Source organism: Streptomyces sp. NBC_01351 (genome assembly GCF_036237315.1).
In the GTDB taxonomy this organism is placed as follows: domain Bacteria; phylum Actinomycetota; class Actinomycetes; order Streptomycetales; family Streptomycetaceae; genus Streptomyces.
The window spans coordinates 4,286,195-4,309,627 of sequence record NZ_CP108356.1 but is presented as its reverse complement, the minus strand read 5'-3'; the positions used below and the strand labels follow the sequence as shown (position 1 = coordinate 4,309,627).

Here is a 23,433-nt window from a genome sequence, read left to right as displayed (position 1 = left end):
CCTCAGTCACCACCGCCACCGCCACCACCGCAGGACGCGCCCCCGCCGTGGTCGTCGTCCCGGTGGTCGGCGCGGTCCAGGGCGCGGCCCATCCGGATCAGGGAGCGGCCGAGCCCGGTGGGCAGCGGGTGCGCCTGCTGGACGACGCGCCGCAGCAGCCGGTCCGGCACCGCCGGCGGCCCGTCGAAGACGTACGCGGGCCACGCGCCCGACGCCCGCGCCGCGGCCCGCTCCCGTCGTCCGGCCGCCGTGGGCCGGGCCCGGACCCGGCCCAGCATCCCCGCCGCCCGCAGCCGAGTCCGTACCTCCGCGACCTCCGGCCCCGCCGCAACAGCCGCCAGCACCGCCCCCACGCCCTTCCCACGCGGGCACAGCCCGGCGAGGGCCCGCTCGACGGGATGCCCGCCGGCAGCCTGGGGCCCGGACTGCACCCTGGGCCCCACCAGCGTGACCAGCCCCCGCTCCCGCAGCCCGAGCAGGGCCACCTCGGCCGCCCGCTGCGGCCCCCCGGCCAGGTACGCGATCTCGTACACGTCCATGCGTACGTGTTGTCCGCGCACCGGAGCCCGAACCCCTGCGGGCCCGGGTTCAGAGCTACATCTGAGCTTGCGGACGACCTATTGCTCCGGCAGCAGCGCGAGGTCGGACAGCGGTCCGAGGTGGCCGAGCTTGTCGGGGTTGGAGACGGAGTGGATCCCCCGGACCACCCCGTCGGCGATGTCGAGTTCGACCACGCTGGTCACGCGACCCTCGGCGTCGTAGATCACGGCGCCCGGTCGGCCGTTGATCCAGGCCGCCCGAGGCCCGGCACCCAGCTTCCCGACCCTGCGCAGACCCCCGACGAGCAGCTGCACCACGCGCCGCGCACCGGTCAGCGGCTCCCTGAGCGCCCGCGCCTTGCCGCCGCCGTCCCCGTGGAAGACCACGTCCGGCGCGAGCATGCCGAGCAGCGCGTCCAGGTCGCCACCCTCGGCGGCCTCGAAGAACCTGCGGGCGAGCTCGTCACCCTCCGCCTTCCGCGCCGGGGCCGGGGGTGCGGGCGCGGGATCGTCGACCGCCTGCCCTCCCGCCGCGATGCGCTTCCTGGCCCGGGCGAAGATCTGCCGGCAGTTCGCCTCCGACTTGCCGGTCGCGCCCGCCACTTCCGGGTAGCCGTACCCGAACACCTCGCGCAGCATGAACACCGCCCGCTCCACCGGCGACAGCGCCTCCAGCAGTACGAGGAAGGCCATCGACAGCGAGTCGGCCAGCTCCGCGTGCTCGGCCGGTCCCGGCCGCTCGGTGGTCACGACGACCGGCTCGGGCAGCCACTCCCCCACGTACGTCTCGCGCCGCACGCGTGCCGAGCCGAGGTAGTTGATGCCCAGCCGGGTGACGGCGGTGGTCAGGTATGCCTTCGGAGCGGCGATCGTCGTCCCTGCCTGGTGCGCCCGGGTCAGCCCGAGGAACGCGTCCTGGACGATGTCCTCGGCGTCGCCCACCGATCCGGTCATGCCGTAGGCGATGGAGAAGAGCAGCGGCCGGTAGCCGGCCTCGTCCGCCAGAACCGTTGCTCCCGACACGGAACCCCTCCCCCAACTCGCCTGCCAAGGCGCCCAGTCGTACGAAGATCCACACGACGCCGAGCAGCGTATCCGAGCCGTCCGACCCCAGTCCGAGGTCGAGTGACGCGGGTCACACCCTCTGCCGTCACAGGCTGCCGTGGTGCCCTGTCTTAGAGGGGCAACAGCGTCTCTCGCCCCGAAGGAGAACCCGATGAACCTCGCCCTGTGGATCGCCACCGGACTGCTCGCCGCCGCCTACCTGATCGGTGGCGGCATGAAGGTGATCCTGCCGAAGGAGAAGATCGCCGCGACCGGTGACAGCGCGAAGTGGACCGAGGACTTCAGCGCCGGCGGCATAAAGACGATCGGAGCCCTGGAGGTCCTGGCCGCGGTGGGACTGGTCCTGCCCGCCGTGCTCGACATCGCTCCGGCCCTGGTCCCGCTGGCCGCCCTCGGCCTGGTGCTGCTCATGATCGGCGCGGCCGCGACCCGCTTCCGGCGCCAGGAGTACAAGCTCGTGGCGGTGGACCTGGTCTACGCCGTCCTGGCCGGCTTCGTGGCGTGGGGGCGGTTCTTCGGCCCCGAGTCGTTCATCGGCTGAGGGCGTCGCGGACCTGTCGGAGACTTGGGTTGACCATGGCGGGATGGTCCCCGACGACCACCGTCGGCACGGTCTCGTTCCCGTCGGCGACGCTGCGCACGAAGGCCGCCGCGTCGGGGTCCCGCCAGATGTTGACCTCCCGGTACGGGATCCGGGCCAGCCGCAGTTGCGTGCGCAGCTTGACGCAGAACACGCACCCGGGCCGCCAGTACAGGGTGACGGCCTTGTTCACTGCGCCGCCGCGAAGGCCGCCCACGCGGTGTCGGTGACCCGAATGACCGGTCCGGCCGCCTGCTTGCTGTCCCGGACGGCGACGGTCCCGACCACGTTCGTCGCCACCTCCACGCACTCGTTCATGTCCTGGCCGCTGTATGTGGACTTCACGAAGTCGAACTCCGGCATGCCTACAACCCCTTGCTGATGCTGGCGATCAAGTTCACAGAGTCGCGCGGAGCGAGACTCAGACGAGCAAGCCTGTCGAACGTGCGGGTGTAGACGGCGGTCCCGTCCTTGGCTTCCACCCACACGGTAGACGAGATGCTCTCGTTGTAGCCGACGTCGACCGCACCCGACTCCGCGAACGAGATGACGCTGAACGCCCCCGAGAGTCCCGGGTGCGCGCCGGTCCGGAACGGCAGTACCTGCACATGGACATTGGGCAGTTCTGCCGCTGCGAGCAGGTGGTCGAGCTGGCCCCGCATCACGGCGGGACCCCCGATCTCTTGGCGTAGCGCCGCCTCCGAAATGACCGCATGGAAACGCAGAGGCTCCTCTCCCGAGAGCCTGGCCTGGCGCTTCATGCGCACCATCACGATGGGCTCGATCTCATCCGGTTCTCGCCACGTCTCGGAGACCACACACATGGCCCGGACGTAATCGGCCGTCTGGAGCAGGCCCGGAATGAGCGCCATCTGCCACGTGCGGACGTGAGTGGCAACGTCTTCCATGGCGATGTACTCCGCAAGGCTGCCCACGTCAGGGTCGTGGCGCCACCAGCCTCGGGCCTTACGCCGCTCGCGGTCCAGGCGGGCCAGTTGGAACAGGCCTCCGATCACGTGCTCGTCGTCCACGCCGTAGAGGTGACACAGGGCTCGAACATCCGGGTCACGCATGGGCACAAGCCCGCGCTCCATCTTCGCCACCTTGGCCACAGACGCAGTGAGCGCTTCGGCGGCATGCGCCTGACGGAGCCCACGGGCCTCGCGCAGTCGGAGTAGCTCACCACCCAATCTGCGTCCGAGGACAGTTGACACCGAGACTCCACGATCCGGGTCCCTGTTCGGCATCCGTTCTCCCTCCCTGCTGCGCCCCAGTCTGCTCGCCGGGCAACCTCCGATCAACTCGGTTCGGTAGAAATTTCTGGCCCGTTCGATTGCTGCCCGAGAAATCACCTCGCTACGGTGTGTACGTAACCGCTCACCCGGCAAAGGGAGTTGGCGGAAGGCACCGTCCTGCGCGCAGGCCGGCAGAGCCACCGCCTGCACAGGAGGTGCACGGACATGAACGAGCTGACCCGGTACGACGTACGCAACTACCCACCCCGGCAGGACTCGGTACCCACGGCCCGCCGTCGCGCCGCATGGCTCGCCGTGGCGTGGGGGCATCCCCAGGCGGCCGCCGACGTGGCCCTACTGACCAGCGAGTTGACTACCAACGCCCTGCTCCACGGCTCGGTGTGGGACCGGTACCTCCGGGTCGAGGTCCAACTCACCGGAGCAGTGCTCCGCATCGCGGTCACCGATCCGAAAGGCGAGCGGCGGCCCGACCCGCGAGCGGCCGCGCACGACGACCAGTACGGCCGCGGCCTGCACATCGTGAGCGCGGTCTCGGAGCGGTGGGGGGCCGCAGAGCGCGTGGTCGGGAAGACCGTGTGGGCGGAGCTCGCCGTAGACGACTCGGCGCCCCGGCCCTGAGAGGCCGGGGCGCCGCGCGACCTGATCAGTAGGAGACGCGCCCCGTCGAGTACCGGTCGAAGTCCAGGTAGAACTTCGTCCCGTCCTTGACGTCGGTCGCCGCCAGGCCCCACACCCCGCCGCTGATCCAGCGATAGGAGTTGCAGTACCAGCCGCCGCTGGAGGGGACGAAGCAGGTGCGCACGTACGTTCCCGCGCTCGGCTTCACGTTGATGTCGTAGCAGTTCGAAGTGGTCGCGGCCAGCGAGGCGTGCGGCCAGCTGTTGACCTCGTCGGTCACGTAGTTCCGGGCGGTGTCGTTACAGGCCAGGGCGCCGGCCTGGGCCGTACCCGCCGATACGGCGAGCAGGCCGGTCGCGGTCAGGGCCAGGGTCGCCAGGGTGGCGGCGGCCTTGCGTCTGAACATCGGGATCCTCCGGGACGTGGGGACTGGCATGTCCACGCCAGGGTGATGGCTCCGGCGACGGCGCGGCAATGGTCCGGACTTGGTGACCGTGACGTAGCCCGGCCTCGACTTCGTGTAGTCGGAAAGCCGAAACCGACCCCGCCAACTAGCCTGGCCGCATGACTGTTGAGCTGACGGAAAAAGTGCGTCACCTGCTGGACGCACCGCATCCCGCCGTCCTGTCCACCCTCAACCCCGATGGCAGCCCGCAGAGTTCCGTGGTCTGGGTGAGCCGGGACGGGCACGACATCCTGATATCCACCGAACAGGGCCGCCGCAAGGAGCGGAACATCGTCCGGGACGGGCGGGTCGGCGTGACCGTCTTCGACCTGGCCAACCCCTACCTGTACGCGGAGATCCGCGGCACCGCCACCGTCACCGAGGACACCGGCCGGGCGGTCGCCGTACGCATCGCCGAGGAGTACCTGGGGCCGGGCGGCGGCAAGGAATACGCCGAGGGCACCGGCGGGGGCCTGCGGGTGGTCGTGCGCATCACCCCGACCAAGGTGCTGGGCAACGCGGCCCGCGCCGACGGCTGAAGCCCGCACACGCCAGAGCCCCGGCCTCCGCGGTGTGCGCGGGGGCCGGGGCTCGGACGGGCATCAGCCCTGGGAGAAGTACCCCAGCAGGTCGGTGATCACGTGCGTCGAACCGCCCCACGGGCCGTTGAAGACGCTGATCTTGCCGTCTGCGACGGGGGTGGTCACGTGGTTCGGGATGGTCAGACCGGGCAGCGTGTTCAGGCTGCTCGCGTCGGGACGGGTCGCCCCGAATCCGTACGCCGTCAGGTAGCCCGCACCCGTCGACTCGGTCGCCGTCAGGTTCACCACGGCACCGACCGCGCCGGCCGGCACACCGGCCACCGTCGCCGTGGCGCCCGCGCCGAGCTTGCCCGTCACACGGGTGTCACCCAGACGCTGCGGCACCACCGGCGTGAACAGCGCCTTGCCGCCCTGGCCGTAGAAGCCCACCGCGTCCACGATCAGGTGCGCGGAGCCGGAGTGGTTGTACAGGGTGATCGTGCCGTTCGGGTTGACCGGGACGATGGCCTGGTTCGACTTGGCCTTGCCCGGCTCCGGGTTCAGGTTCGACACGGCGGGACGGTTCGCCGGGTCCGGATAGGCGACCACGAACGAGTTCGACGTCGCGTCCGTGCTCGTCAGGTTCACCGCGACGGCCTTGACGTCCGCCGGAATCCCCGCCACACCCGCGACGTGGACCCTACGGGTCGTACCACCGGCCACCGCGACACCCTCGGTACGGGTGTCCACGAGCCGACTCGGCGCGATCGGGCTGAACTTCTGGCCCGAGTTCGGCTGGTAGTGGCCGACGAAGTCCACGATCACGTCGGCCTGACCGGCATTGAGCCGGAGCCACACGAAGCCGCGTTCATCGACGGGGACGGTCACCGTGTTGGACACCGTTCCGCCGGCCCGCGCGTTGAGGTTCGAGGTCGTCGGGTTGTCGTTCTGCTGCGGCGACACGCTCAGGAAGGCGTCCTGGGTGACGTTCGTGAGGGTCACGTTGACGACCGCCGAGGCCATCCCGCCCGAGCCCTGGCCCTCCGGCCCCTGGAAGGTGATCCCCGGCATGGTGAAGAGCCTGGATTGGCCGCCCTGCAGCGTGCGGCCGCTGACCCGGGTGTCCTCAAGGCGGAGTGGCACGGCGGCGGCCACGTAGCCGGACGGCGCGTAGTCCACCCGCACGGTCCGCGTCGTCGTGGCCTTGCCGCCCTTGGTGTCGAAGAGCGTGACCGTCACCTTGTGGTCGCCCGGCCTGGCGAAGGCGTGTCGGGCGGTGGTCTTTCCGGGGAACCGCTCCCAGCTCGTGTCTCCGAAGTCCACGTCCATGTGGGACACCGGCCAGGGCGTCACCGAGGACGAAGCGTCGAAGTCGACGGTCAGCGGACGCACCGGCGCCGACGGGTCGTCCGCGGTCGGCAGGACCGGCGTGTCGGTGAAGGACACCGTTCCCGGGCCGTCAGGGGTCACCTTGGTCGTCTGCGTGGTGGCGACCTTGACGCCGGCGGTGTTGGTGGCCGTCACCTTGACCGTGTATTCGCCCGGCTTGCCGTAGGCGTGCTTGGCGAGGAGGGCGTTCCCGGTGGCCGGCTGGCCGGCGACCGGCGGCGTCCCGTCGCCGAAGTCGATCTGGTAGTTCATCGCCGTGGGCCAGCGGCTGTCGGAGGACGCCTGCACCTGCACCTCGGTCCCGACCGGGGCCCAGGGCTGGTCGATGCCGATCGAGGCGTGGGTCAAGCCGTCCTGAAGCTCGGTGGACCCGCGGTCGAGGTGTCCGCCGTTCTTCCCTGTGTTGGGAACGAGCGGGTTGTCCACGACCGGCTTCCCGCGGAGGTCACTGGTCAGTACTCCAGGCGCCGTCGCGTCGGCGGAGTCGACGCCGGGGGACCCGTCCCACAGGCCGACTTCGGTGGCCGACGGGAGCAGGATGTCGTGCGCGCCCTGGCCGGTGGCGGCCCGGAAGGCCGGCAGGTCCTTGTACGTGGTGCCGGACCAGCTGTAGGGCACGGGAGCGATGTTGGGGTTGCCGGCGATCAGGTTGTAGTCGGCGAGAGTGCCCGCCGACGCGCTCTGCGCCACGAGGACGGCGTTTCGCGGATCGGTCGACGTGCACGAGGCGTTGCGGTCCTCGGTGATGAGCACGTTGTTGAACAGCCCGGAGCCGGTCGAGCCGCCGCTGACCGACACGACGGCCGCACAGGAGCCCTTGACCGTGTTGTTGGTGATGACCGTGCCGGGGGCGTCCACCACGGCGACCGCCGACGCGGAGGCGCTGCTGAGGTTGTTGTTGCTGAGTACGGTGCCGCGGGCACCGCCGTTGACCAGGATCCCGCTCACCGTGCTCCGGCTGAGGCGCACGTCCGTGCTTCCCCCGCCGATCACGAGCGGGTTGACCGGGCCGGGCCTGCTGTAGATCCGGTCCAGCTCGATGTCGGAGGAGCCCGTGACCTGAACGCCGCCGCGAGTGATCAGGCGCTGAACCAGCACGTGGGAGGCACCGCTGATGGTGAGCTTGCCACCCGACAGATCGGTGAACGCACCGCCGACCAGCTCGGGGACGAAGCTGATCGGCTTGCCCGGCTCCCCGGAACGGTCGAGGGTGACGCTCTCGTCGTACACCTTGCCCGTCCTGATCCGGACGGTCTGGCCCGGCTGCACGACCTTGGCAGCGGCCGAAATCGTGCAGTACGGGACGGCCTGCGTGCCGGACCCGGCGTCGGAGCAGTTGGAGCCGGTCCCGTTGTTGACGTAGAGGCTGGTCGGGGCCTCGGCGGCCGCGGCGGCCGGGGCTCCGAAGAGGGTGACGAGACCTGCGGTGAGCAGGACCGTCGTGCGAGTGGGACGCACCAGGAGGGTTTCCTTCGTGAAGAGGACTGCGTGGAGTCACGAAGGATTCAGCGGCGCCGCACGGCTGGTAGACGTTTCGTTCCCCACGAAACAGCCGGGCGCACGCGTCCCCCCGCGTACTCCGGCCATCATCACATTGTCTGAAAGTCGATGTCACCCCCCATTCCCCAATTGCAAGGAGCCCCGGCTCCCGCGGTGTGCGGGGGCCGGGGCTCCGGGGTGTGGCGGGGTGTGATCAGCCTTGGGTGAAGTAGCCCAGCAGGTCGGTGATCACGTGCGTCGAGCCGCCCCAGGGGCCGTTGTAGACGTTGATCTTGCCGTCGCCGACCGGGGTGGTCACGTGGTTCGGGATGGTCAGACCGGGCAGCGTGTTCAGGCTGCTCGCGTCGGGACGCGTCGCCCCGAACCCGTACGCGGTCAGGTAGCCCGCACCGGTCGACTCGGTCGCCGTCAGGTTCACCACAGCGCCCAGCGCGCCCGCCGGAACACCGCCCACCGTCGTCGTGGTGCCCGCGCCGAGCTTGCCCGTCACACGGGTGTCACCGAGGCGCTGAGGCACGACCGGGGTGAAGAGGCCCTTGCCGTCCTGGCCGTAGTAGCCCACCGCGTCCACGATCAGGTGGGTGGAACCCCAGTGGTTGTAGAGGGTGATGGTGCCGTCCGGAGCGACCGGGACGATCACCTGGTTGGCCTTCGCCTTACCGGGCTCCGGGTTCAGGTTCGACACGTCGGGCCGCTTCGCCGGGTCCGGGTAGGCGACCACGAACGAGTTCGACGTCGCGTCCGTGCTCGTCAGGTTGAACGCGACGGCCTTGACGTCCGCCGGGATCCCGGCCACACCCGCGACCTTGACCGTACGGGTCTGGCCGCCGCCCAGCGCGCCGGCTTCGGTACGGGTGTCCGCCAGGCGGGCCGGGTTGATCGGGCTGAACTTCTGCCCGATGTTCGGCTGGTAGTAGCCGACGAAGTCGACGATCAGGTCGGCCTGGCCCGCGTTGAGCGTGAACCACGTCTGCCCGAGGGCACTGACGGGAACGGTGACCGTGTTGGAGACCGTGCCGCCCGCCGGAACGTTCAGGTTCGAGGTCGTCGGACGGTCCTGGGCGTACGGCGACACCGCGAGGAAGGCGTCCTGAGTGGCATTGGTGACGGTCACGTTGAGGACCACCGAGGCCATGCCGCCGGACGTCACCCGACCCGGCATCGTGAGGCCGACCGGCATGGACGCCGCGGCGGGCACGCCGCCGCGCAGCCGGCCGCCGGTGGGCCGGGTGTCGAGCAGCCGGAACGGCGTGCTCGACACGTACCCGGACGGGGCGTAGTCCGCCTTCACCGACTTGGTGACCTTGGACTCGGCGCCCTTGATGTCCTTGAGGGACACCGTCACCTGGTACTCGCCCGGCCTGTCGTAGGCGTGCTGGATGCTGCCCAGTTGGTCGTCCTGGCCGGGGAAGGAGCCGTCACCGAAGTCCACGGTCACGCGCTCCACCGGCCACGGCGTCGCCGAGGCTCCAGTGTCGATGGCGACGGTCAGCGGAGCGATCCGCCCGATGGGGTTGTCCGAGGTCGGCAGGAGCGGCGTGGCCGTGAAGCCCGCCGTCAGAGGGCCGGCCGCGGTCACCTTGATCTGGTTCTCGGTGAACACCTTCTTGCCGACGCCGTTGACGGCCGCCACCTTGACCACGTAGTCGCCCGGCCGGCTGTAGACGTACTTGGCCAGGCCGTGCGGTCCGTTGCCCTGCTTCGTGACGACCGGGGTCGAACCGTCGCCGAAGTCGACCTCGTAGGCCATCGCGGTGGGCCACTTGCTGTCCGAGACAGCCTGCACCTCGACCTCGGTTCCGACCGGCGCGTGGGCCGGGGCGAGGTGCATCAAGACCCGGCTCAGGGCGTCCTGGAGTTCGTACGCACCGCGGTCGAGGTGCCCGCCGTTCTTGCCCGTGTTGGGAACGCGGGGGTCGTCCGCGGTCGGGTCCCCGTCGATGTCGGTCGGCAGGACGCCCGGCGCCGTCGGGTCGGCGGAGTCGATGGTGGGCGAGCCCTCCATCTTGCCGATCCCGTCGGAGGTCGGGGGGAGGATGTCGGCGGCGCCCTGGCCGGTGGCCGCCTGGAAGGCGGCCTGGTCCTTGTAGCCGTTTCCGGACCAGCTGTAGGGCAGGAACGGGAGAGCGGGATTGAGGGCGATCAGGTTGTGGTCGGCACGCGTGCCCGCCACGGCGCTCGCCGACACCGCGATGGCGTGGCGCGGATCGGTCGACTTGCAGCGGGTGTTGGCGGCATTGGTGAAGAACACGTTGTTGAACGCACCGGAGCCGGTCGAGCTGCCCTCGATCGAGACGGTCGACCCGCAGTACCCCTCAAGGTCGTTGTTGGTGACCACGGTGCCGGGCGCGTCCACCGCGCGGACCACCGGCCCGGAGCCGCTCCAGAGCATGCTGCGGCTGATCACCGTGCGCTGGGATCCGCCCTCGACCCGGACACCACTCAGGAGGCTCCGGCTGATCCGCACGTCCGAGCTCGCCTCACCGACCACGACGGCGGCGAGGGTGCCCTTCGAGGCGCGGATCTGGTCGAGCTCCACGTCGCTGGAACGGGTGACCTGGACCCCGCTTGAGGAGAGCACGCCGCGGACCACCACGTGGGACGCGCCGCTGACGGACAGCGTCTTCCCTTGGCCCAGACCCACCTCGGCGGAGCCGATCTGGTCCGCGACGAAGGTGATCGGCTTGCCCGGCTCCCCGGAGCGGTCGACGACGAAGTCCTCGTCGTACGTCCTGCCCGTCGCGATCCGCACCGTCTGACCCGGCTGCACGACCTTGGTGGCCGCCGTGATCGTGCAGTACGGGGCGGCCTGCGTACCGGCCCCCGCATCGGAGCACTTCGTGTCGTCTTGGTTGTTCACGTAGAGATCGGTCAGGGTCTCGGCTGCGCTCGCGGCGCCGGCCGGGAAACCGAGGAGGGAGACGAGACCTGCGGAGAGCAGGATCGTCGTGCGAGTGGGACGCACCAGGAGGGTTTCCTTCACGAAGAGGTGATGTGAGCCCTCACGGGCGCGGCGCCGCACGACTGGTAAACGTCCTGTTACCCCAGCGACAGTCGGGCGCACACAAACCCGCGAAGACTACGATCATCATCCTTTGGCCGAATGCCGTTTGTCACCCTCATTCGCCCCGCAAGAACCGGAGCCCCGGCCCCCGCGGTGTGCGGGGGCCGGGGCTCCGGGGTGTGGCGACGTGTGATCAGCCCTGGGTGAAGTACCCCAGCAGGTCCGTGATCACGTGGGTCGAGCCGCCCCAGGGGCCGTTGAAGACGCTGATCTTGCCGTTCCCGACCGGGGTGGTCACGTGGTTCGGGATGGTCAGACCCGGCAGCGTGTTCAGGCTGCTCGCATCCGGCCGAGTCGCCCCGAAGCCGTACGCCGTCAGGTAGCCCGCACCGGTCGACTCGGTCGCCGTCAGGTTCACCACCGCGCCCAGCGCGCCCGCCGGAACACCGCCCACCGTCGTGGTGGCACCTGCGCCGAGCTTGCCCGTCACACGGGTGTCACCCAGACGCTGCGGCACCACCGGCGTGAACAGCGCCTTGCCGTCCTGGCCGTAGTACCCGACGGCGTCGACGATCAGGTGGGTGGAACCCCACTGGTTGTACAGGGTGATCGTCCCGTCCGTGCCCACCGGAACGATGGCCTGGTTCGACTTGGCCTTGCCCGGCTCCGGGTTCAGGTTCGACACATCGGGACGCTTCGCCGGATCCGGGTACGCGACCACGTACGAGTTCGACGTCGCGTCCGTGCTCGTCAGGTTCACCGCGACGGCCTTGGCATCCGCCGGGATCCCGGCCACGCCTGCAACCTTGACCGTCCGGGTCTGACCGCCGGCCACCGCGCCGCCCTCGGTACGGGTGTCCGCGAGGCGGGCCGGGTTGATCGGGCTGAACTTCTGCCCGATGTTCGGCTGGTAGTAGCCCACGAAGTCCACGATCACGTCGGCCTGACCGGCGTTCAGCGTGAACCACGCCTTCCCGAGCGCACTGACCGGGACGGTCACCGTGTTGGAGACCGTGCCGCCCGCCGGAACGTTCAGGTTCGAGGTCGTCGGACGCTCCTGCGCGTACGGCGACACCGCGAGGAAGGCGTCCTGAGTGGCGTTGGTGACCGTCACGTTCAGGACCACCGAGGCCATGCCACCGGACATGGGGTGATCGTGCAGGCTGAGGCCGACCGGCAGGTGCACCGCCGCAGGCACGCCGCCGCGCAGGGGGGAGTAGCCGTGGCTCCGGCTGTCCATCAGGCGGAACGGCGCGGTCGCCACGTAACCGGACGCGGCGTAGTCCACCTTCACCGTCTTGGTGACCTTGGACTCGGCGCCCTTGATGTCCTTGAGGGAGACCGTCACCTTGTACTCGCCCGGCCTGGCGTAGGCGTGCTGGACGCTGCCCAGGCTCCGGTAGCCGGCGGAACCGTCACCGAAGTCCACGATCGTGCTCTCGAGCGGCCATGGCGTCGCCGAGGACGTCGTGTCGACGGAGACCGTCAGCGGAGCAATGCGCGACGTCGGGCTGTCCGAGGTCGGCAGGACCGACGTGGCCGTGAAGTCCGCGGTCAGCGGGCCGGCCGGGGTGACCTTGGTCTTCTGCTCGGTGGAGGCCTTCCTACCGAAGTCGTTGACGGCCGTCACCTTGACCACGTACTCGCCCGGAGACGTGTAGACGTGCGCGGCGCCGTACTCCTTGGTGACGACCGGAGCCGTCCCGTCACCGAAGTCGTAGTGGAACGTCGGGCTGCTGGACCACGTGCTGGACACGATGGGCTTGGCCGTCACCGAGGTGCCGGCCGGAGCGAAGACCGGTTCGAGCTGCAACGAGACGCGCAGGTCGTCCTGGGTCTCGCGGGCACCGCGGTCGATGAAGCCGCCGCCCTTGCCCGTGTTGGGCACGCGCGGGTCGTCCGCGGTCCCGAAGCCCCGGTTGTCCGTGGGCAGCACGCCCGGCGCCGTCGGGTCACCGGCGTCGACAGCCAGGGATTTGTCTCCCCCGTTGAGGGTGCCGGGGGCGGACGGGGTCACGATGTCGTGCGCGCCCTGCCCGGTCGCGGCCTGGAAAGCCGCGGCGGTCTCGTAGGCGGTGCCGGCCCAGTTGTAGGCGTTCAGCTGGCTCGTGGCGCCGTCGACCAGCAGGTTGGAGTCGGCGCGCGTACCCGCGGCGGCGCTTTCCGACACCACGATGCCGGAGAGCGCACTGCCGGCCGGGCAGGGGGTGAACTGAAGCGGGTGGATCACGTTGTTGAACACCGCGGACCCCGTGGAAGCACCACTGAGCGAAACGGCCGTCACGCAGTAGATGGGGAAGGTGTTGTTGGTGACCACCGTGCCGGGTGCGTCCACCACCGTGAGAGCCGTCTCGGTGTGGCCGCGGAAGTAGTTGCGGCCGAGGAGGGTGCCCCGGGCACCGCCTTCGATCCGGACGCCGTAGACGTCGCTCCGGGTGAGGCGCACGTCGGTGCTCGCGCCGCCGACCACGATGTCGTCGTTTCGCGCGTTGATCCGGTCGAGCTCGACGTCCTTGGAGCCGCCGACCCGGACGGGGCCGGTCGTGACCAGCCCGCGGAGCACCACGTGGGACGCGCCGGTGACGGTCAGGGCGCCGTTGCCCAGTGACATCTGGGCCGGGAGTCCGGCCTCGTCGATGCCTTCGGTGACGAGGGCGATCGGCTTGCCGGGCTCGCCGGAGCGGTCGATGGTGACGGACTCGTCGTACGGCTTGCCCGGCTTGATCTGCACGGTCTGGCCCGGCTGCACGACCTTGGCCGCGGCCGAGATCGTGCAGTACGGGACGGCCTGCGTACCGACCCCCGCGTCGGAGCAGTTGGAGCCGTCGAGATTGCTTACGTAAAGGAAATGCGGAGTCTCAGCGGCTGCCGCGGCGCCCGCCGGAACGCCGAGAAGGGTGACGAGACCTGCGGTGAGCAGGACCGTCGTGCGAGTGGGACGCACCAGGAGGGTTTCCTTCGCAAAGAGAATGACGTGGAGTCACGAAGGGTGATGCGGCGCCGCACGACTGGTAGACGTTCTCTTCCCCCAGCGACAGCCGGGCGCACGCTTCCCCCCGAAAACTACGATCATCATGCAATGTCCGAAAGCAAATGTCACCCGCGTTGACCTACGGCCCTACGGCAACTCCGGCCGCACCGCCGCCCACGCGTCCACCGCCCCCGCCAGCGGATCGCCCTCCCCGAGGTGCGGGCGTACGAGGACCAGCCACGGGATCAGGAACTTGATGCGCCGCAGGTGCAGGATCTCCGCGTGCGGCAGGTCCCGCCAGACCCGGCCCCGCTCCGCCGCCTCCCGCGGGGTCAGGTCGATCAGCGCGAGGAGCTCCCGGCACAGCTCCGCCGGGTCGCCGCCGCGCTCCGGGCCGGGGCTCGGGCCGAAGGTGCGGATCAAGTAGCCGCGTACGTAGGCCACCTCCGGCGCTCTGACCAGGTCGCTCGTCCCCTCGGCCCGCGCGCAGCGGTACACCGCGGCCAGCGCCACCCGCCCCCAGCGCAGCCGGATCCCGTCCGGCAGCCCCTCGTCCTGCATGCGCGAACCGGCCATGACCCGCAGGGGCCGCGGGGCCGGCTCGTCGAGCAGCGGCGGGTCGGTGGCCAGCCAGGCCTCCAGGTCGGCGAGGGCGTGCCCGTCGGGCGGTACGGAGGTCAGCACCTGGCCCCGGCTGAGCAGCGCGACCACGGCGCCCGTGAGGTGGACCTTCGCGGTGTGTCCGGCGTCGAAGGAGCCGACGGGCCGCCCGTACCGCTCTATGCGGCGCAGCCAGAGCCGGAGCTCCCCGACCGCGTAGACCTGCCCGGCCCGTGCGACTCCGCCGACGCAGCGGACCACGCACACCCCGCCCGTGACGTCGGCCTCCTCGACGGAGTACACCTGCAGTTCGGCGAATGGCACCCCGACCCCCCTCCCGGCGGGAGGCTACCGGGCGCCGGGGCTCCTCAGGCCCCGGACGGCTCTTCGAACACGAGGCGGATCTCGCTGACCCGGTAGCCCGCGCGGTCGAAGGCGGCGGCCATCGGGGCGTTGACGGTGTCCGTGGTCGCGGTGATCCGCTCGGCGCCCTCGGCCGCGTGGAAGCGGGTGATCTCGCCCAGGATCTCGTCGATGAGGCCATGACCGCGCTGCTCCGGTACGACGCCGAGGTAGCCGACGTTGCGGTGGTACGGGGTCGCCGAGGGGATCGCCATGCCCGCCAGGGTGCCGTCCGGCAGGTGGGCGAGGCGCCACCAGGAGCGCTCGCCGGGGCAGTCCTGGTAGAACTCGATGTCCTCGCGGGCCAGTTGCTCGGCGTCCATCGACCGGAGCTCGGTCTGCGTGTGCAGATCGAGGCTGCCGGACGACAGCCGGACGAAGGCGTCCAGGAACTCCTCGTCGGTGCCCTCGCGGAAGACGAGCCGGCCGCCGGGCTCGGTGGTTCCGGCCTCCTGCGTCCACTCGTAGCGCAGCCGCTCGATGTCACTCGTCAGGCCGGCCTCGTGCGCGGCCTCCTGGCGCCAGGCGACGGCCGCGGCGAGCTCCGGGTCGGTCCGCCAGTCGCGGGGCAGGGAGATGTTGTAGACCGGCAGGTTCCCGAAGGCGGCGTGCCCGGCGGCGAGCAGCCCGGCGGCCAGGGCGCCCGGGTCGGCCACGGAGGCCCGTACCTGGAGGCAGTCGAGCGCGATGGGCCGCTCGCTGTCGGCGCGGCCCCACCACAGGGCGCGGGCGAGGACCTCCCCGCCCTCGTCCTCGGCGAACCAGATCCACTCGGTGCGGAACTGGTGCGCGTCGAGCTCCTCGCGGATCCTCTCGGCGGTCAGTGCGGCGACGGGGCCGTCGGCCGGGTAGGCGAGGGCACGGTCGATGTCGGCGGGGTCTGCGGTGGCAGCACGAAAGATCATCCGGAGATGGTCACACGCACCCGCCCCGCCGCCCAGCGATTTCCTCGGATCGACGCCGCGGCCGAGGGCGGTCGTGCCCGTCCGGATGCTCCGCCGCGATGCCGGTCATCCGAAGCTAACGCTCCAGACGTCCCCGTGCCCCGGCCAGTCGCTCCGTTCGCCCTCCGCGCCGACCACCAGCACGGACACCTTGTCGGCCGGGTTGCGGTACTCCAGGTGGTCGTCCGGGTCGGTGCCCTCCAGCGCGAGCACGGCCGGCTGCCCGGAGGGCGGCAGTGCCTCCGCCACCTCCGACCATGCCGTGTACGGCGCGAAGTCCACGCCCGTCGCGGACCGCCACTCGGCGGCCATTTCCGGGGCGCAGGGCAGTCGGTGCAGCTCCAGCACGCCGCTCGTCAGGAGCCGGTGGGGTCCGGCCGTGAAGTACAGCTCCAGTAGTCCGTAGTCCCTCCGGAGCGAGCCTCCGGGGCCGTCCCGCTCCTCCATGAAGCCCACCTTCAGTGCCCGGTCGACGTCCGCCGGGGCGGCGCCGGGCCGCAGCCCGAGCAGGCTTCCGGTGGCCAGGAACCCCGCGATGAACTCCGCTCCGGTCACGGCCCGTTCTCCGATCCGCCGACGAGGGCTTCGAGGTGTGCGCGTAGGCAATGGTCCGCCATGGCGCTGCTCTCCTGCCACAAGGCCTGCCCGTACGACGGCCGATGGCCGGGCTCCTGGAGGGAGACCGGCCATCGGGGTTGGTACTACGGGTGCCGCTACGACCAGGTGATCAGGCGGCGGGGGTGTTCCAGGACCGCCGCGATGTCGGCCAGGAAGCGGGAACCGAGCTCGCCGTCGATGAGACGGTGGTCGAACGACAGCGCCAGCGTGGTGACCTGGCGCGGCTTCACCTTGCCCTTGTGGACCCACGGCTGGAGCTTGATCGCGCCGACCGCGAGGATCGCGGACTCGCCCGGGTTCAGGATGGGCGTACCGGTGTCGACGCCGAAGACGCCGACGTTGGTGATGGTGATGGTGCCGTTCTGCATGTCGGCCGGGGAGGTCTTGCCGTCGCGGGCCGTGGCGACCAGCGAGGACAGGGACTCCGAGAGCTCGCCGAGGGTCTTGGCGTGGGCGTCCTTGATGTTCGGGACGATCAGCCCGCGGGGGGTGGCCGCCGCGATGCCCAGGTTGACGTAGTGCTTGAGCACGATCTCCTGGGCCGCCTCGTCCCAGGACGCGTTGACGTCCGGGTTGCGGCGGATGGCGACCAGGACGGCCTTGGCGATGAGCAGGAGCGGGTTGATGCGCAGGCCCGCGAGGTCCGGGTCCGCCTTGAGCTCCTGGACCAGCTTCATCGTGCGCGTCACGTCGAAGGTGATGAACTCGGTGACGTGCGGCGCGGTGAAGGCCGAGCCGACCATGGCCTGGGCGGTGACCTTGCGGACGCCCTTGACCGGGATACGGGTCTCCCGCGCCGAAGCCTCGACCGCGACGGCCGGAGCCGCGGCGGCCGGGGCCGCGGTCGGAGCCGGTGCGGCTGCCGGGGCAGCTGCCGGGGCGGCCTGCGGGGCGACGGACGCGGCGGCCGCCGCGTGGACGTCCTCCCGGGTCACGACCCCGCCGTCGCCGGTGGGGACGACGGCGGCCAGGTCGATGCCGAGGTCCTTGGCGAGCTTGCGCACGGGCGGCTTGGCCAGCGGCCGCTCACCGCTCGGCTGCGCCGGGACCGCGGGCAGCACCGGAGCGGCCGGAGCCGGAGCCGGAGCGGCCACCGGAGCCGCCGTGCCGTTCTGCGCGGCCACGGCGGTCGCCGGGGCGGCCTTGCGCGGGCGGCGCTTGGTGGAGGCCTCGGAGACCCCGTAACCGACCAGGACGGGCTGGCGGGCGGCCGGGGCCGCCTCGGCGGCGGGCTCGGCGGCAGGGGCAGCAGCCGGCGCGGCCTCCGCGGCCGGGGCCTCCTCGGCGCCGCCCTCGGTCCGTACCGAGATGATGACCTGGCCGACGTCGACCGTGACGCCCTCCTCGAAGAGGAGCGCGTGCACGACACCGTCGAACGGGATCGGCAGCTCGACGGCCGCCTTCGCCGTCTCGACCTCGCAGACGACCTGCCCGTCGGTGACGGTGTCACCGGGCTGGACGTACCACTTGAGGATCTCGGCCTCGGTGAGGCCCTCGCCCACGTCGGGCATCTTGAATTCGCGGATGGTCATGAACGTGGCTCCTCAGTACGCCAGCGAGCGGTCGACGGCGTCGAGCACCCGGTCCAGGCCCGGCAGGTACTCGTCCTCCAGGCGGGCCGGCGGGTACGGCGCGTGGAAACCGCCCACGCGCAGGACCGGCGCCTCCAGGTGGTAGAAGCACCGCTCCGTGATGCGAGCGGCGATCTCCGAGCCCACGCCCAGGAAGACCGGAGCCTCGTGGACGACGACCAGGCGGCGGGTCTTCTCGACCGAAGCCTGGATCCCGTCGAAGTCGACCGGGGACATCGACCGCAGGTCCACGACCTCGATCGACTTGCCCTCCTCGGCGGCCGCGGCCGCCGCCTCCAGGCACACCTTCACCATCGGACCGTAGGCGGCCAGGGTGACGTCCGCACCCTCGCGCGCCACCCGCGCCTTGTGCAGCTGGTACGGGATCGCGTCGGTGTCGACCTCGCCCTTGTCCCAGTAGCGGCGCTTCGGCTCGAAGAAGATCACCGGGTCGTCGCTGAGGATCGCCTGCTGGAGCATCCAGTACGCGTCCGACGCGTTCGACGGGGAGACCACCTTGAGGCCCGGCACGTGCGCGAAGAGCGCCTCCGGGGACTCGCTGTGGTGCTCGACCGCGCCGATGCCGCCCGCGTACGGGATGCGCACGACGACCGGCATCTTGATCTTGCCGAGGGCGCGCGCGTGCATCTTCGCGAGCTGCGTGACGATCTGGTCGTACGCGGGGAAGACGAACCCGTCGAACTGGATCTCCACGACCGGCCGGTACCCGCGCAGGGCCAGGCCGATCGCAGTGCCGACGATGCCGGACTCGGCGAGCGGGGTGTCGATGACCCGCTCCTCGCCGAAGTCCTTCTGCAGGCCGTCGGTGATCCGGAAGACACCGCCCAGCTTGCCCACGTCCTCACCCATGATCAGGACCTTCGGGTCCGTCTCCAGGGCCTTGCGCAGGGACTCGTTGAGCGCCTTGGCGATCGACATCTTTTCGGTGGCCATCAGTGACCCTCCTCGAAGGACGCGAGGTAGGCGGCGAACTGGGCGCGCTCCTCGTCGACGAGCGCGTGCCCGTCCGCGTAGACGTTCTCGAAGATCGCCATGGTGTCGGGGTCGGGCATGGCGCGCACGACCTCGCGCACCCGCTTGCCCAGGACCTCGCTCTCCGCCTCCAGCTCCGCGAAGAACGCCTCGTCGGCGCCCCCGGTGGCCAGCAGGTGGGTCTTCAGGCGCAGGATCGGGTCCTTCGCCTCCCAGGCGGCCGTCTCCTCGTCCCGGCGGTACTTCGTCGGGTCGTCGGAGGTGGTGTGCGCGCCCATGCGGTACGTGAACGCCTCGACCAGGGTCGGGCCCTCTCCCCGGCGGGCCCGCTCCAGCGCCCAGCGGGTCACGGCCAGGCAGGCCAGGACGTCGTTGCCGTCGACGCGGACGCCGGGGAAGCCGAAGCCCTGCGCGCGCTGGTAGAGCGGCACGCGCATCTGGCGCTCGGTCGGCTCGGAGATCGCCCACTGGTTGTTCTGGCAGAAGAACACGACCGGGGAGTTGTAGACGGCCGAGAAGGTGAAGGCCTCGGCCACGTCGCCCTGGCTGGACGCGCCGTCGCCGAAGTAGGCGATGACGGCCGAGTCGGCGCCGTCCTTGGCCACACCCATCGCGTAACCGGTCGCGTGCAGCGTCTGCGAGCCGATGACGATCGTGTACAGGTGGAAGTTGTTGGTGTTCGGGTCCCAGCCGCCGTGGTTCACACCGCGGAACATGCCGAGGAGGTTGGTCGGGTCGACGCCGCGGCACCAGGCCACGCCGTGCTCCCGGTAGGTCGGGAAGACGTAGTCGTCCCCGCGGAGCGCCCGGCCGGAGCCGATCTGCGCCGCCTCCTGGCCGAGGAGCGAGGCCCACAGGCCCAGTTCGCCCTGACGCTGGAGCGAGGTCGCCTCACCGTCGAAGCGGCGGGTGAGCACCATGTCGCGGTACAGCCCGCGCAGGTCCTCGGTGGTGATGTCGGCGACGAAGGGGGCGAACTCCGCGTTTTCCGCGTTGTCGACTCGTTCCCCTTCGGGCGTCAGCAGCTGTACGAGCTGAGGTTCAGCGTCCTGCGTCTGCGCGGTGGCAGCGGCGGGCTTGGCGGCGCTTGCCGCGCCTGCAGCCCGCTTGGTGCCGCTGCTGCGTCGCGGCTTGCGCGCGGCAGTGCTCTCCACGGTCACTTGGTGCTCCTCCGTCGGTCCGGCACCCGGGTTCTCCGGGGTCCAGTGCGGCTCACCTGGATCCGTACCAGCGCACGGGGTGGGTGCGCGTCGTGTACGGGATTCAGGCGTGACAGGTGCCCCGGCGAGTGCCCTGCGCATTGCACGTTACCCAGTGCGCCGCATAACTGCGAAACCCCGCCTGACCTGCGTTTTTGCTTGGATTTCCAAGTAAATCGCCGCAGGCGGGAACAACCACTGGTCACAGCCTTGCAGGGGGCCGGAACAACGGCACGTTATCCCGGGTAACTCCGGCAGGGAAGAGGTGAGTGTGTGAAACTGACTTCGTGCGCGAAGACGGAAAAATCAAGGTATTCCTCCTGGACGACCACGAAGTGGTACGTCGGGGTGTCCATGAGCTGTTGTCGGTCGAAGAGGACATCGAGATCGTGGGCGAGGCCGGTACGGCCGCCGACGCGCTGGTCCGGATCCCCGCCACCCGCCCGGACGTGGCCGTGCTCGACGTCCGGCTGCCCGACGGCAGTGGTGTGGAGGTGTGCCGCGAGGTGCGCTCCCAGAACGAGGACATCAAGTGCCTGATGCTGACCTCGTTCGCCGACGACGAGGCACTGTTCGACGCGATCATGGCCGGCGCCTCGGGCTACGTCCTCAAGGCGATCCGCGGCAATGAGCTGCTCAGCGCCGTACGGGACGTGGCGGCGGGCAAGTCCCTGCTGGACCCGGTGGCCACCGCCCGGGTGCTGGAGCGGCTGCGCGACGGCAAGAACGGCAAGGGCGACGACCGGCTCTCCAACCTCACCGAGCAGGAGCGGAAGATCCTCGACCTGATCGGCGAGGGCCTGACCAACCGGGTCATCGGCGAGCGGCTGCACCTGGCCGAGAAGACGATCAAGAACTACGTCTCCAGCCTGCTCTCCAAGCTGGGCATGGAGCGCCGCTCCCAGGCCGCGGCCTACGTGGCCCGCCTCCAGGCGGAGAAGCGGCACTGACCGCCGGATCCCTCACACAGCGTGACGCCCCGTGGAGTCGCACTCCTTCGCAGCGCACTTCCACGGGGCGAGCTGTTTAATTCGGGACCAACGTCCTCGATCATGGGGGCGGGCTCCTCTTTTCCGGCACGGTGTCGTACCGGAAAGTGGGACGCATGTCCCCAGAGGAACTGCACGCCATCGAACTGCTGCGCCGGGTGCCGTACGGCCGTGTCGCCACCAGCATGCGCGCGCTGCCCTTCCTCGCCCTCGCCCGCCACATCGTGGTGGAGGACAAGGTCGTGCTGAGAATGCACGCCGGCTTCGGCTACCACCAGGCCTGCAACGGCAGCGTGGTGGCCTACGGAGCGGACAACTTCAATTCCCAGGACACCCGGCTGTGGTCCGTCCAGTTCACCGGAACGGCCGAGATCGTCGAGCCGACCACCGCCGAACTGGAACTGTTCGGCCCGGGTCCGCATTTCGTGGACGGAGCGGTCTTCGACCCCGTCTACATGCGCATCGAACCCCAGTTCGTCAGCGTGCACTCGCTCGCCGGAAATCCCGACCGCGCATACCAGCACGCGCTCTGACGCTCCGGGATCCCCGTCTTCCGGGATCCCGGTCTTCCGCTATTCCTCGTCGTTCGGGTTGGCGGGGCCGCCGGGGCCGGGGCCATCGGTCTTCGACGCCGAGGGCGAGGCCGAGGGGCTGCGCGTCGGCGTGGCCGTCGACGAGCCGCTCTTGGACTCCGAGGGCGACGCCGAATTCGACGTGGACGAGGACGCCGACGCCGAGCTCGACGGCGTGTGGCTCGGCGTCCTGCTGCGGGTCGCCGTGAACGTGGACTCGCTGAACGAGGGCGTGTTGGTCGGGGTCGGCTGCGACGGCGTGTCCCCCGTCGCTCCGGGCGTGCTCGGCTGCCCGCCGGGCGTGCTCGACTGGGTGGCCGGCGGGGTCTCCTTCTGCTTGTCGACCACGGAGGTGACCGCGTAGGCCACGCCCCCGGCGACCGCGACGACCGCGAGCACCGCGAAGAGCCACATCTTCCAGCGGCCGCCGTTGCCGCGGTCGTCGTAACCGTCGTAGCCGTCGTGGCCGCCCCGGCCACCCCGGCCGCCGGGGAAGGCGGAGCCGTCGTCCGGGTTCAGCGGCGGCACCATCGGCTGCTGGAACTGCGAGGTCATGGAGTTCGAGCCGTAGGCCGGCTGACCACCCGTCCCGCCGCCCGCGGGCATGACCGTGGTCTGGCTCCCGCCGCGGCCGTGCGGCAGGGCCATGGTGACCGGGCCGGTGTTCCAGGTTCCGGTGTTGGGGCCCTGGTCGTGCAGCATCCGGAGCGCGTACTGGACCAGTCCGCGCATCTCCTCGGCGCTCTGGAACCGGTCGTCCGGGTCCTTGGCGAGGGAACGCATGACGAGGCCGTCGAGCTCGTGGGGGATGGTGTGGCCCTCCGGCAGCTGCGAGGGCGGCACCGGGGCGTCCTGTACGTGCTGGTAGACCACCGAGAGCGGGGTTTCGCCGGTGAACGGGGGCCGCAGCGCGAGGAGTTCGTACAGCAGGCAGCCGGTCGCGTACAGGTCGGAGCGGTGGTCCACGGCCTTGCCGAGGGCCTGCTCCGGCGACAGGTACTGCGGGGTGCCCATGACCATGCCGGTCTGCGTCATCGTCGACTGCGCACCGTGCAGGGCGCGCGCGATGCCGAAGTCCATCACCTTGACCGCGCCGGCGTCGGTGATGATGACGTTCGCCGGCTTGATGTCACGGTGGACGATGCCGTGCTGGTGCGAGTAGGCGAGCGCTTCGAGCACGCCGGAGACGATGATGAGCGCCTGCTCGGGGCCCGGGGCCTCGGCGCTGAGCAGCAGGTCGCGGATGGTGCGGCCCTCGACCAGCTCCATCACGATGTACGGGACGGTGTTCGGGCCGACCCGGTCCTCGCCCGAGTCGTACACGGCGACGACGGCATGGTGGTTGAGTCCCGCGACGGACTGTGCCTCGCGCGTGAAGCGCGCCTTCGAGACGGGATCCTCGGCCAGGTCGGGGCGGAGCAGCTTGACGGCGACGGTGCGGCCCAGACGTACGTCCTCGGCGGCGAACACCTCGGCCATGCCGCCACGGCCCAGCCGGTGCGTCAGCCGGTAACGGCCGTCTCCCACCAGGCCGCCGGCGCCCCAGTGCTCAGGACCCTCGGTCATCCCGGCGCCGTTTCCCTCGGGTTCGGGTGCCATCAGTCCTCGCCGTCGTCTCTCTCGGCCGCTGCTAGGCGGTTTTCCTCTTCTTTGCTGC

The 23,433-nt window shown here is 70.6% G+C and carries 21 protein-coding genes; 5 read left to right on the top strand and 16 right to left on the bottom strand.

Going from position 1 to position 23,433, the window contains the following annotated elements; all coding sequences use genetic code 11:
- Nucleotides 1-2 precede the first annotated feature (2 nt).
- Entirely contained in the window at nt 3-560 is a 558-nt protein-coding gene (locus tag OG625_RS19760) for a TIGR04222 domain-containing membrane protein (protein WP_329382605.1), read from the bottom strand.
- A 57-nt stretch (nt 561-617) separates the two neighbouring features.
- On the bottom strand, nt 618-1,562 hold the full coding sequence (gene sigJ / locus OG625_RS19755; RefSeq protein WP_329382603.1) for an RNA polymerase sigma factor SigJ: 945 nt from the start codon (nt 1,560-1,562) through the stop codon (nt 618-620).
- A 193-nt stretch (nt 1,563-1,755) separates the two neighbouring features.
- On the opposite strand from sigJ, the gene OG625_RS19750 reads away from it, so the two are divergent.
- Nucleotides 1,756-2,145, top strand: a complete 390-nt coding sequence (locus OG625_RS19750; protein WP_329382600.1) for a DoxX family protein — start codon at nt 1,756-1,758, stop codon at nt 2,143-2,145.
- Here the strand turns inward: OG625_RS19750 and OG625_RS19745 are convergent.
- Genes OG625_RS19745 through OG625_RS19735 form a run of 3 tightly spaced genes read right to left on the bottom strand, consistent with a single transcriptional unit; the run spans nt 2,135 to nt 3,431 of the window.
- Entirely contained in the window at nt 2,135-2,377 is a 243-nt protein-coding gene (locus tag OG625_RS19745) for a glutaredoxin domain-containing protein (protein ID WP_329382598.1), read from the bottom strand. The two genes, OG625_RS19750 and OG625_RS19745, sit on opposite strands and share 11 nt — an antisense overlap.
- Nucleotides 2,374-2,547, bottom strand: coding sequence for a DUF397 domain-containing protein (locus OG625_RS19740; RefSeq protein WP_329382594.1), 174 nt, complete (start codon nt 2,545-2,547; stop codon nt 2,374-2,376). The genes OG625_RS19745 and OG625_RS19740 overlap by 4 nt, the downstream gene beginning before the upstream one ends.
- 2 nt (nt 2,548-2,549) lie before the next feature.
- A complete protein-coding gene (locus OG625_RS19735) occupies nt 2,550-3,431 on the bottom strand; it encodes a helix-turn-helix domain-containing protein (RefSeq protein WP_329382591.1) in 882 nt (293 codons plus the stop codon).
- A 213-nt stretch (nt 3,432-3,644) separates the two neighbouring features.
- Here OG625_RS19735 and OG625_RS19730 point away from each other — a divergent pair, with 213 nt between their 5' ends.
- The gene (locus OG625_RS19730; protein ID WP_329382588.1) at nt 3,645-4,058 is read left to right on the top strand and encodes an ATP-binding protein; all 414 of its coding nucleotides are present in this window, start codon (nt 3,645-3,647) and stop codon (nt 4,056-4,058) included.
- Nucleotides 4,059-4,083: 25 nt separating this feature from the next.
- Here OG625_RS19730 and OG625_RS19725 read toward each other — a convergent pair whose 3' ends face one another.
- Nucleotides 4,084-4,464 (bottom strand): hypothetical protein, encoded by a 381-nt coding sequence (locus OG625_RS19725; RefSeq protein WP_329382585.1) that lies wholly within the window; start codon nt 4,462-4,464, stop codon nt 4,084-4,086.
- Nucleotides 4,465-4,622: 158 nt separating this feature from the next.
- On the opposite strand from OG625_RS19725, the gene OG625_RS19720 reads away from it, so the two are divergent.
- Nucleotides 4,623-5,042 (top strand): PPOX class F420-dependent oxidoreductase, encoded by a 420-nt coding sequence (locus OG625_RS19720; protein ID WP_329382582.1) that lies wholly within the window; start codon nt 4,623-4,625, stop codon nt 5,040-5,042.
- A 63-nt stretch (nt 5,043-5,105) separates the two neighbouring features.
- Here OG625_RS19720 and OG625_RS19715 read toward each other — a convergent pair whose 3' ends face one another.
- The 9 genes from OG625_RS19715 to pdhA all read right to left on the bottom strand — a co-directional run bounded on the left by OG625_RS19715 (nt 5,106) and on the right by pdhA (nt 20,176).
- The gene (locus tag OG625_RS19715; RefSeq protein ID WP_329382580.1) at nt 5,106-7,871 is read right to left on the bottom strand and encodes a PKD domain-containing protein; all 2,766 of its coding nucleotides are present in this window, start codon (nt 7,869-7,871) and stop codon (nt 5,106-5,108) included.
- Nucleotides 7,872-8,106: 235 nt separating this feature from the next.
- Entirely contained in the window at nt 8,107-10,878 is a 2,772-nt protein-coding gene (locus OG625_RS19710) for a PKD domain-containing protein (protein ID WP_329382575.1), read from the bottom strand.
- Between the two features lie 232 nt (nt 10,879-11,110).
- Nucleotides 11,111-13,861, bottom strand: a complete 2,751-nt coding sequence (locus OG625_RS19705) for a PKD domain-containing protein (protein WP_329382573.1) — start codon at nt 13,859-13,861, stop codon at nt 11,111-11,113.
- 174 nt (nt 13,862-14,035) lie between these two features.
- A complete protein-coding gene (locus OG625_RS19700; RefSeq protein ID WP_329382570.1) occupies nt 14,036-14,812 on the bottom strand; it encodes a hypothetical protein in 777 nt (258 codons plus the stop codon).
- Between the two features lie 44 nt (nt 14,813-14,856).
- Complete coding sequence (locus OG625_RS19695) at nt 14,857-15,795, bottom strand: GNAT family N-acetyltransferase (RefSeq protein ID WP_329382567.1); 939 nt, start codon at nt 15,793-15,795, stop codon at nt 14,857-14,859.
- Nucleotides 15,796-15,900: 105 nt separating this feature from the next.
- Entirely contained in the window at nt 15,901-16,389 is a 489-nt protein-coding gene (locus OG625_RS19690) for a hypothetical protein (protein ID WP_329382564.1), read from the bottom strand.
- A gap of 158 nt (nt 16,390-16,547) precedes the next feature.
- Entirely contained in the window at nt 16,548-17,984 is a 1,437-nt protein-coding gene (locus OG625_RS19685) for a dihydrolipoamide acetyltransferase family protein (protein ID WP_329382562.1), read from the bottom strand.
- Between the two features lie 12 nt (nt 17,985-17,996).
- A complete protein-coding gene (locus OG625_RS19680; protein ID WP_329382560.1) occupies nt 17,997-18,977 on the bottom strand; it encodes an alpha-ketoacid dehydrogenase subunit beta in 981 nt (326 codons plus the stop codon).
- The gene (gene pdhA / locus OG625_RS19675) at nt 18,977-20,176 is read right to left on the bottom strand and encodes a pyruvate dehydrogenase (acetyl-transferring) E1 component subunit alpha (protein WP_329382557.1); all 1,200 of its coding nucleotides are present in this window, start codon (nt 20,174-20,176) and stop codon (nt 18,977-18,979) included. The genes OG625_RS19680 and pdhA overlap by 1 nt, the downstream gene beginning before the upstream one ends.
- 326 nt (nt 20,177-20,502) lie before the next feature.
- Here pdhA and OG625_RS19670 point away from each other — a divergent pair, with 326 nt between their 5' ends.
- Nucleotides 20,503-21,165, top strand: coding sequence for a response regulator transcription factor (locus OG625_RS19670; RefSeq protein ID WP_329382554.1), 663 nt, complete (start codon nt 20,503-20,505; stop codon nt 21,163-21,165).
- 155 nt (nt 21,166-21,320) lie between these two features.
- On the top strand, nt 21,321-21,737 hold the full coding sequence (locus tag OG625_RS19665; protein WP_329382551.1) for a pyridoxamine 5'-phosphate oxidase family protein: 417 nt from the start codon (nt 21,321-21,323) through the stop codon (nt 21,735-21,737).
- Nucleotides 21,738-21,776: 39 nt separating this feature from the next.
- Here the strand turns inward: OG625_RS19665 and OG625_RS19660 are convergent, their stop codons facing one another.
- Nucleotides 21,777-23,375, bottom strand: a complete 1,599-nt coding sequence (locus tag OG625_RS19660) for a protein kinase domain-containing protein (protein ID WP_329382549.1) — start codon at nt 23,373-23,375, stop codon at nt 21,777-21,779.
- Between the last annotated feature and the right edge of the window lie 58 nt (nt 23,376-23,433).

Coding starts and splice junctions, on each gene's coding strand:
- OG625_RS19665 (WP_329382551.1), top strand. CDS start 21,321: ATGTCCCCAGAGGAACTGCACGCCATCGAACTGCTGCGCCGGGTGCCG.
- OG625_RS19725 (WP_329382585.1), bottom strand. CDS start 4,464: ATGTTCAGACGCAAGGCCGCCGCCACCCTGGCGACCCTGGCCCTGACC.
- OG625_RS19660 (WP_329382549.1), bottom strand. CDS start 23,375: ATGGCACCCGAACCCGAGGGAAACGGCGCCGGGATGACCGAGGGTCCT.
- OG625_RS19685 (WP_329382562.1), bottom strand. CDS start 17,984: ATGACCATCCGCGAATTCAAGATGCCCGACGTGGGCGAGGGCCTCACC.
- OG625_RS19730 (WP_329382588.1), top strand. CDS start 3,645: ATGAACGAGCTGACCCGGTACGACGTACGCAACTACCCACCCCGGCAG.
- OG625_RS19695 (WP_329382567.1), bottom strand. CDS start 15,795: ATGATCTTTCGTGCTGCCACCGCAGACCCCGCCGACATCGACCGTGCC.
- OG625_RS19740 (WP_329382594.1), bottom strand. CDS start 2,547: ATGCCGGAGTTCGACTTCGTGAAGTCCACATACAGCGGCCAGGACATG.
- OG625_RS19735 (WP_329382591.1), bottom strand. CDS start 3,431: ATGCCGAACAGGGACCCGGATCGTGGAGTCTCGGTGTCAACTGTCCTC.
- OG625_RS19720 (WP_329382582.1), top strand. CDS start 4,623: ATGACTGTTGAGCTGACGGAAAAAGTGCGTCACCTGCTGGACGCACCG.
- OG625_RS19750 (WP_329382600.1), top strand. CDS start 1,756: ATGAACCTCGCCCTGTGGATCGCCACCGGACTGCTCGCCGCCGCCTAC.
- OG625_RS19680 (WP_329382560.1), bottom strand. CDS start 18,977: ATGGCCACCGAAAAGATGTCGATCGCCAAGGCGCTCAACGAGTCCCTG.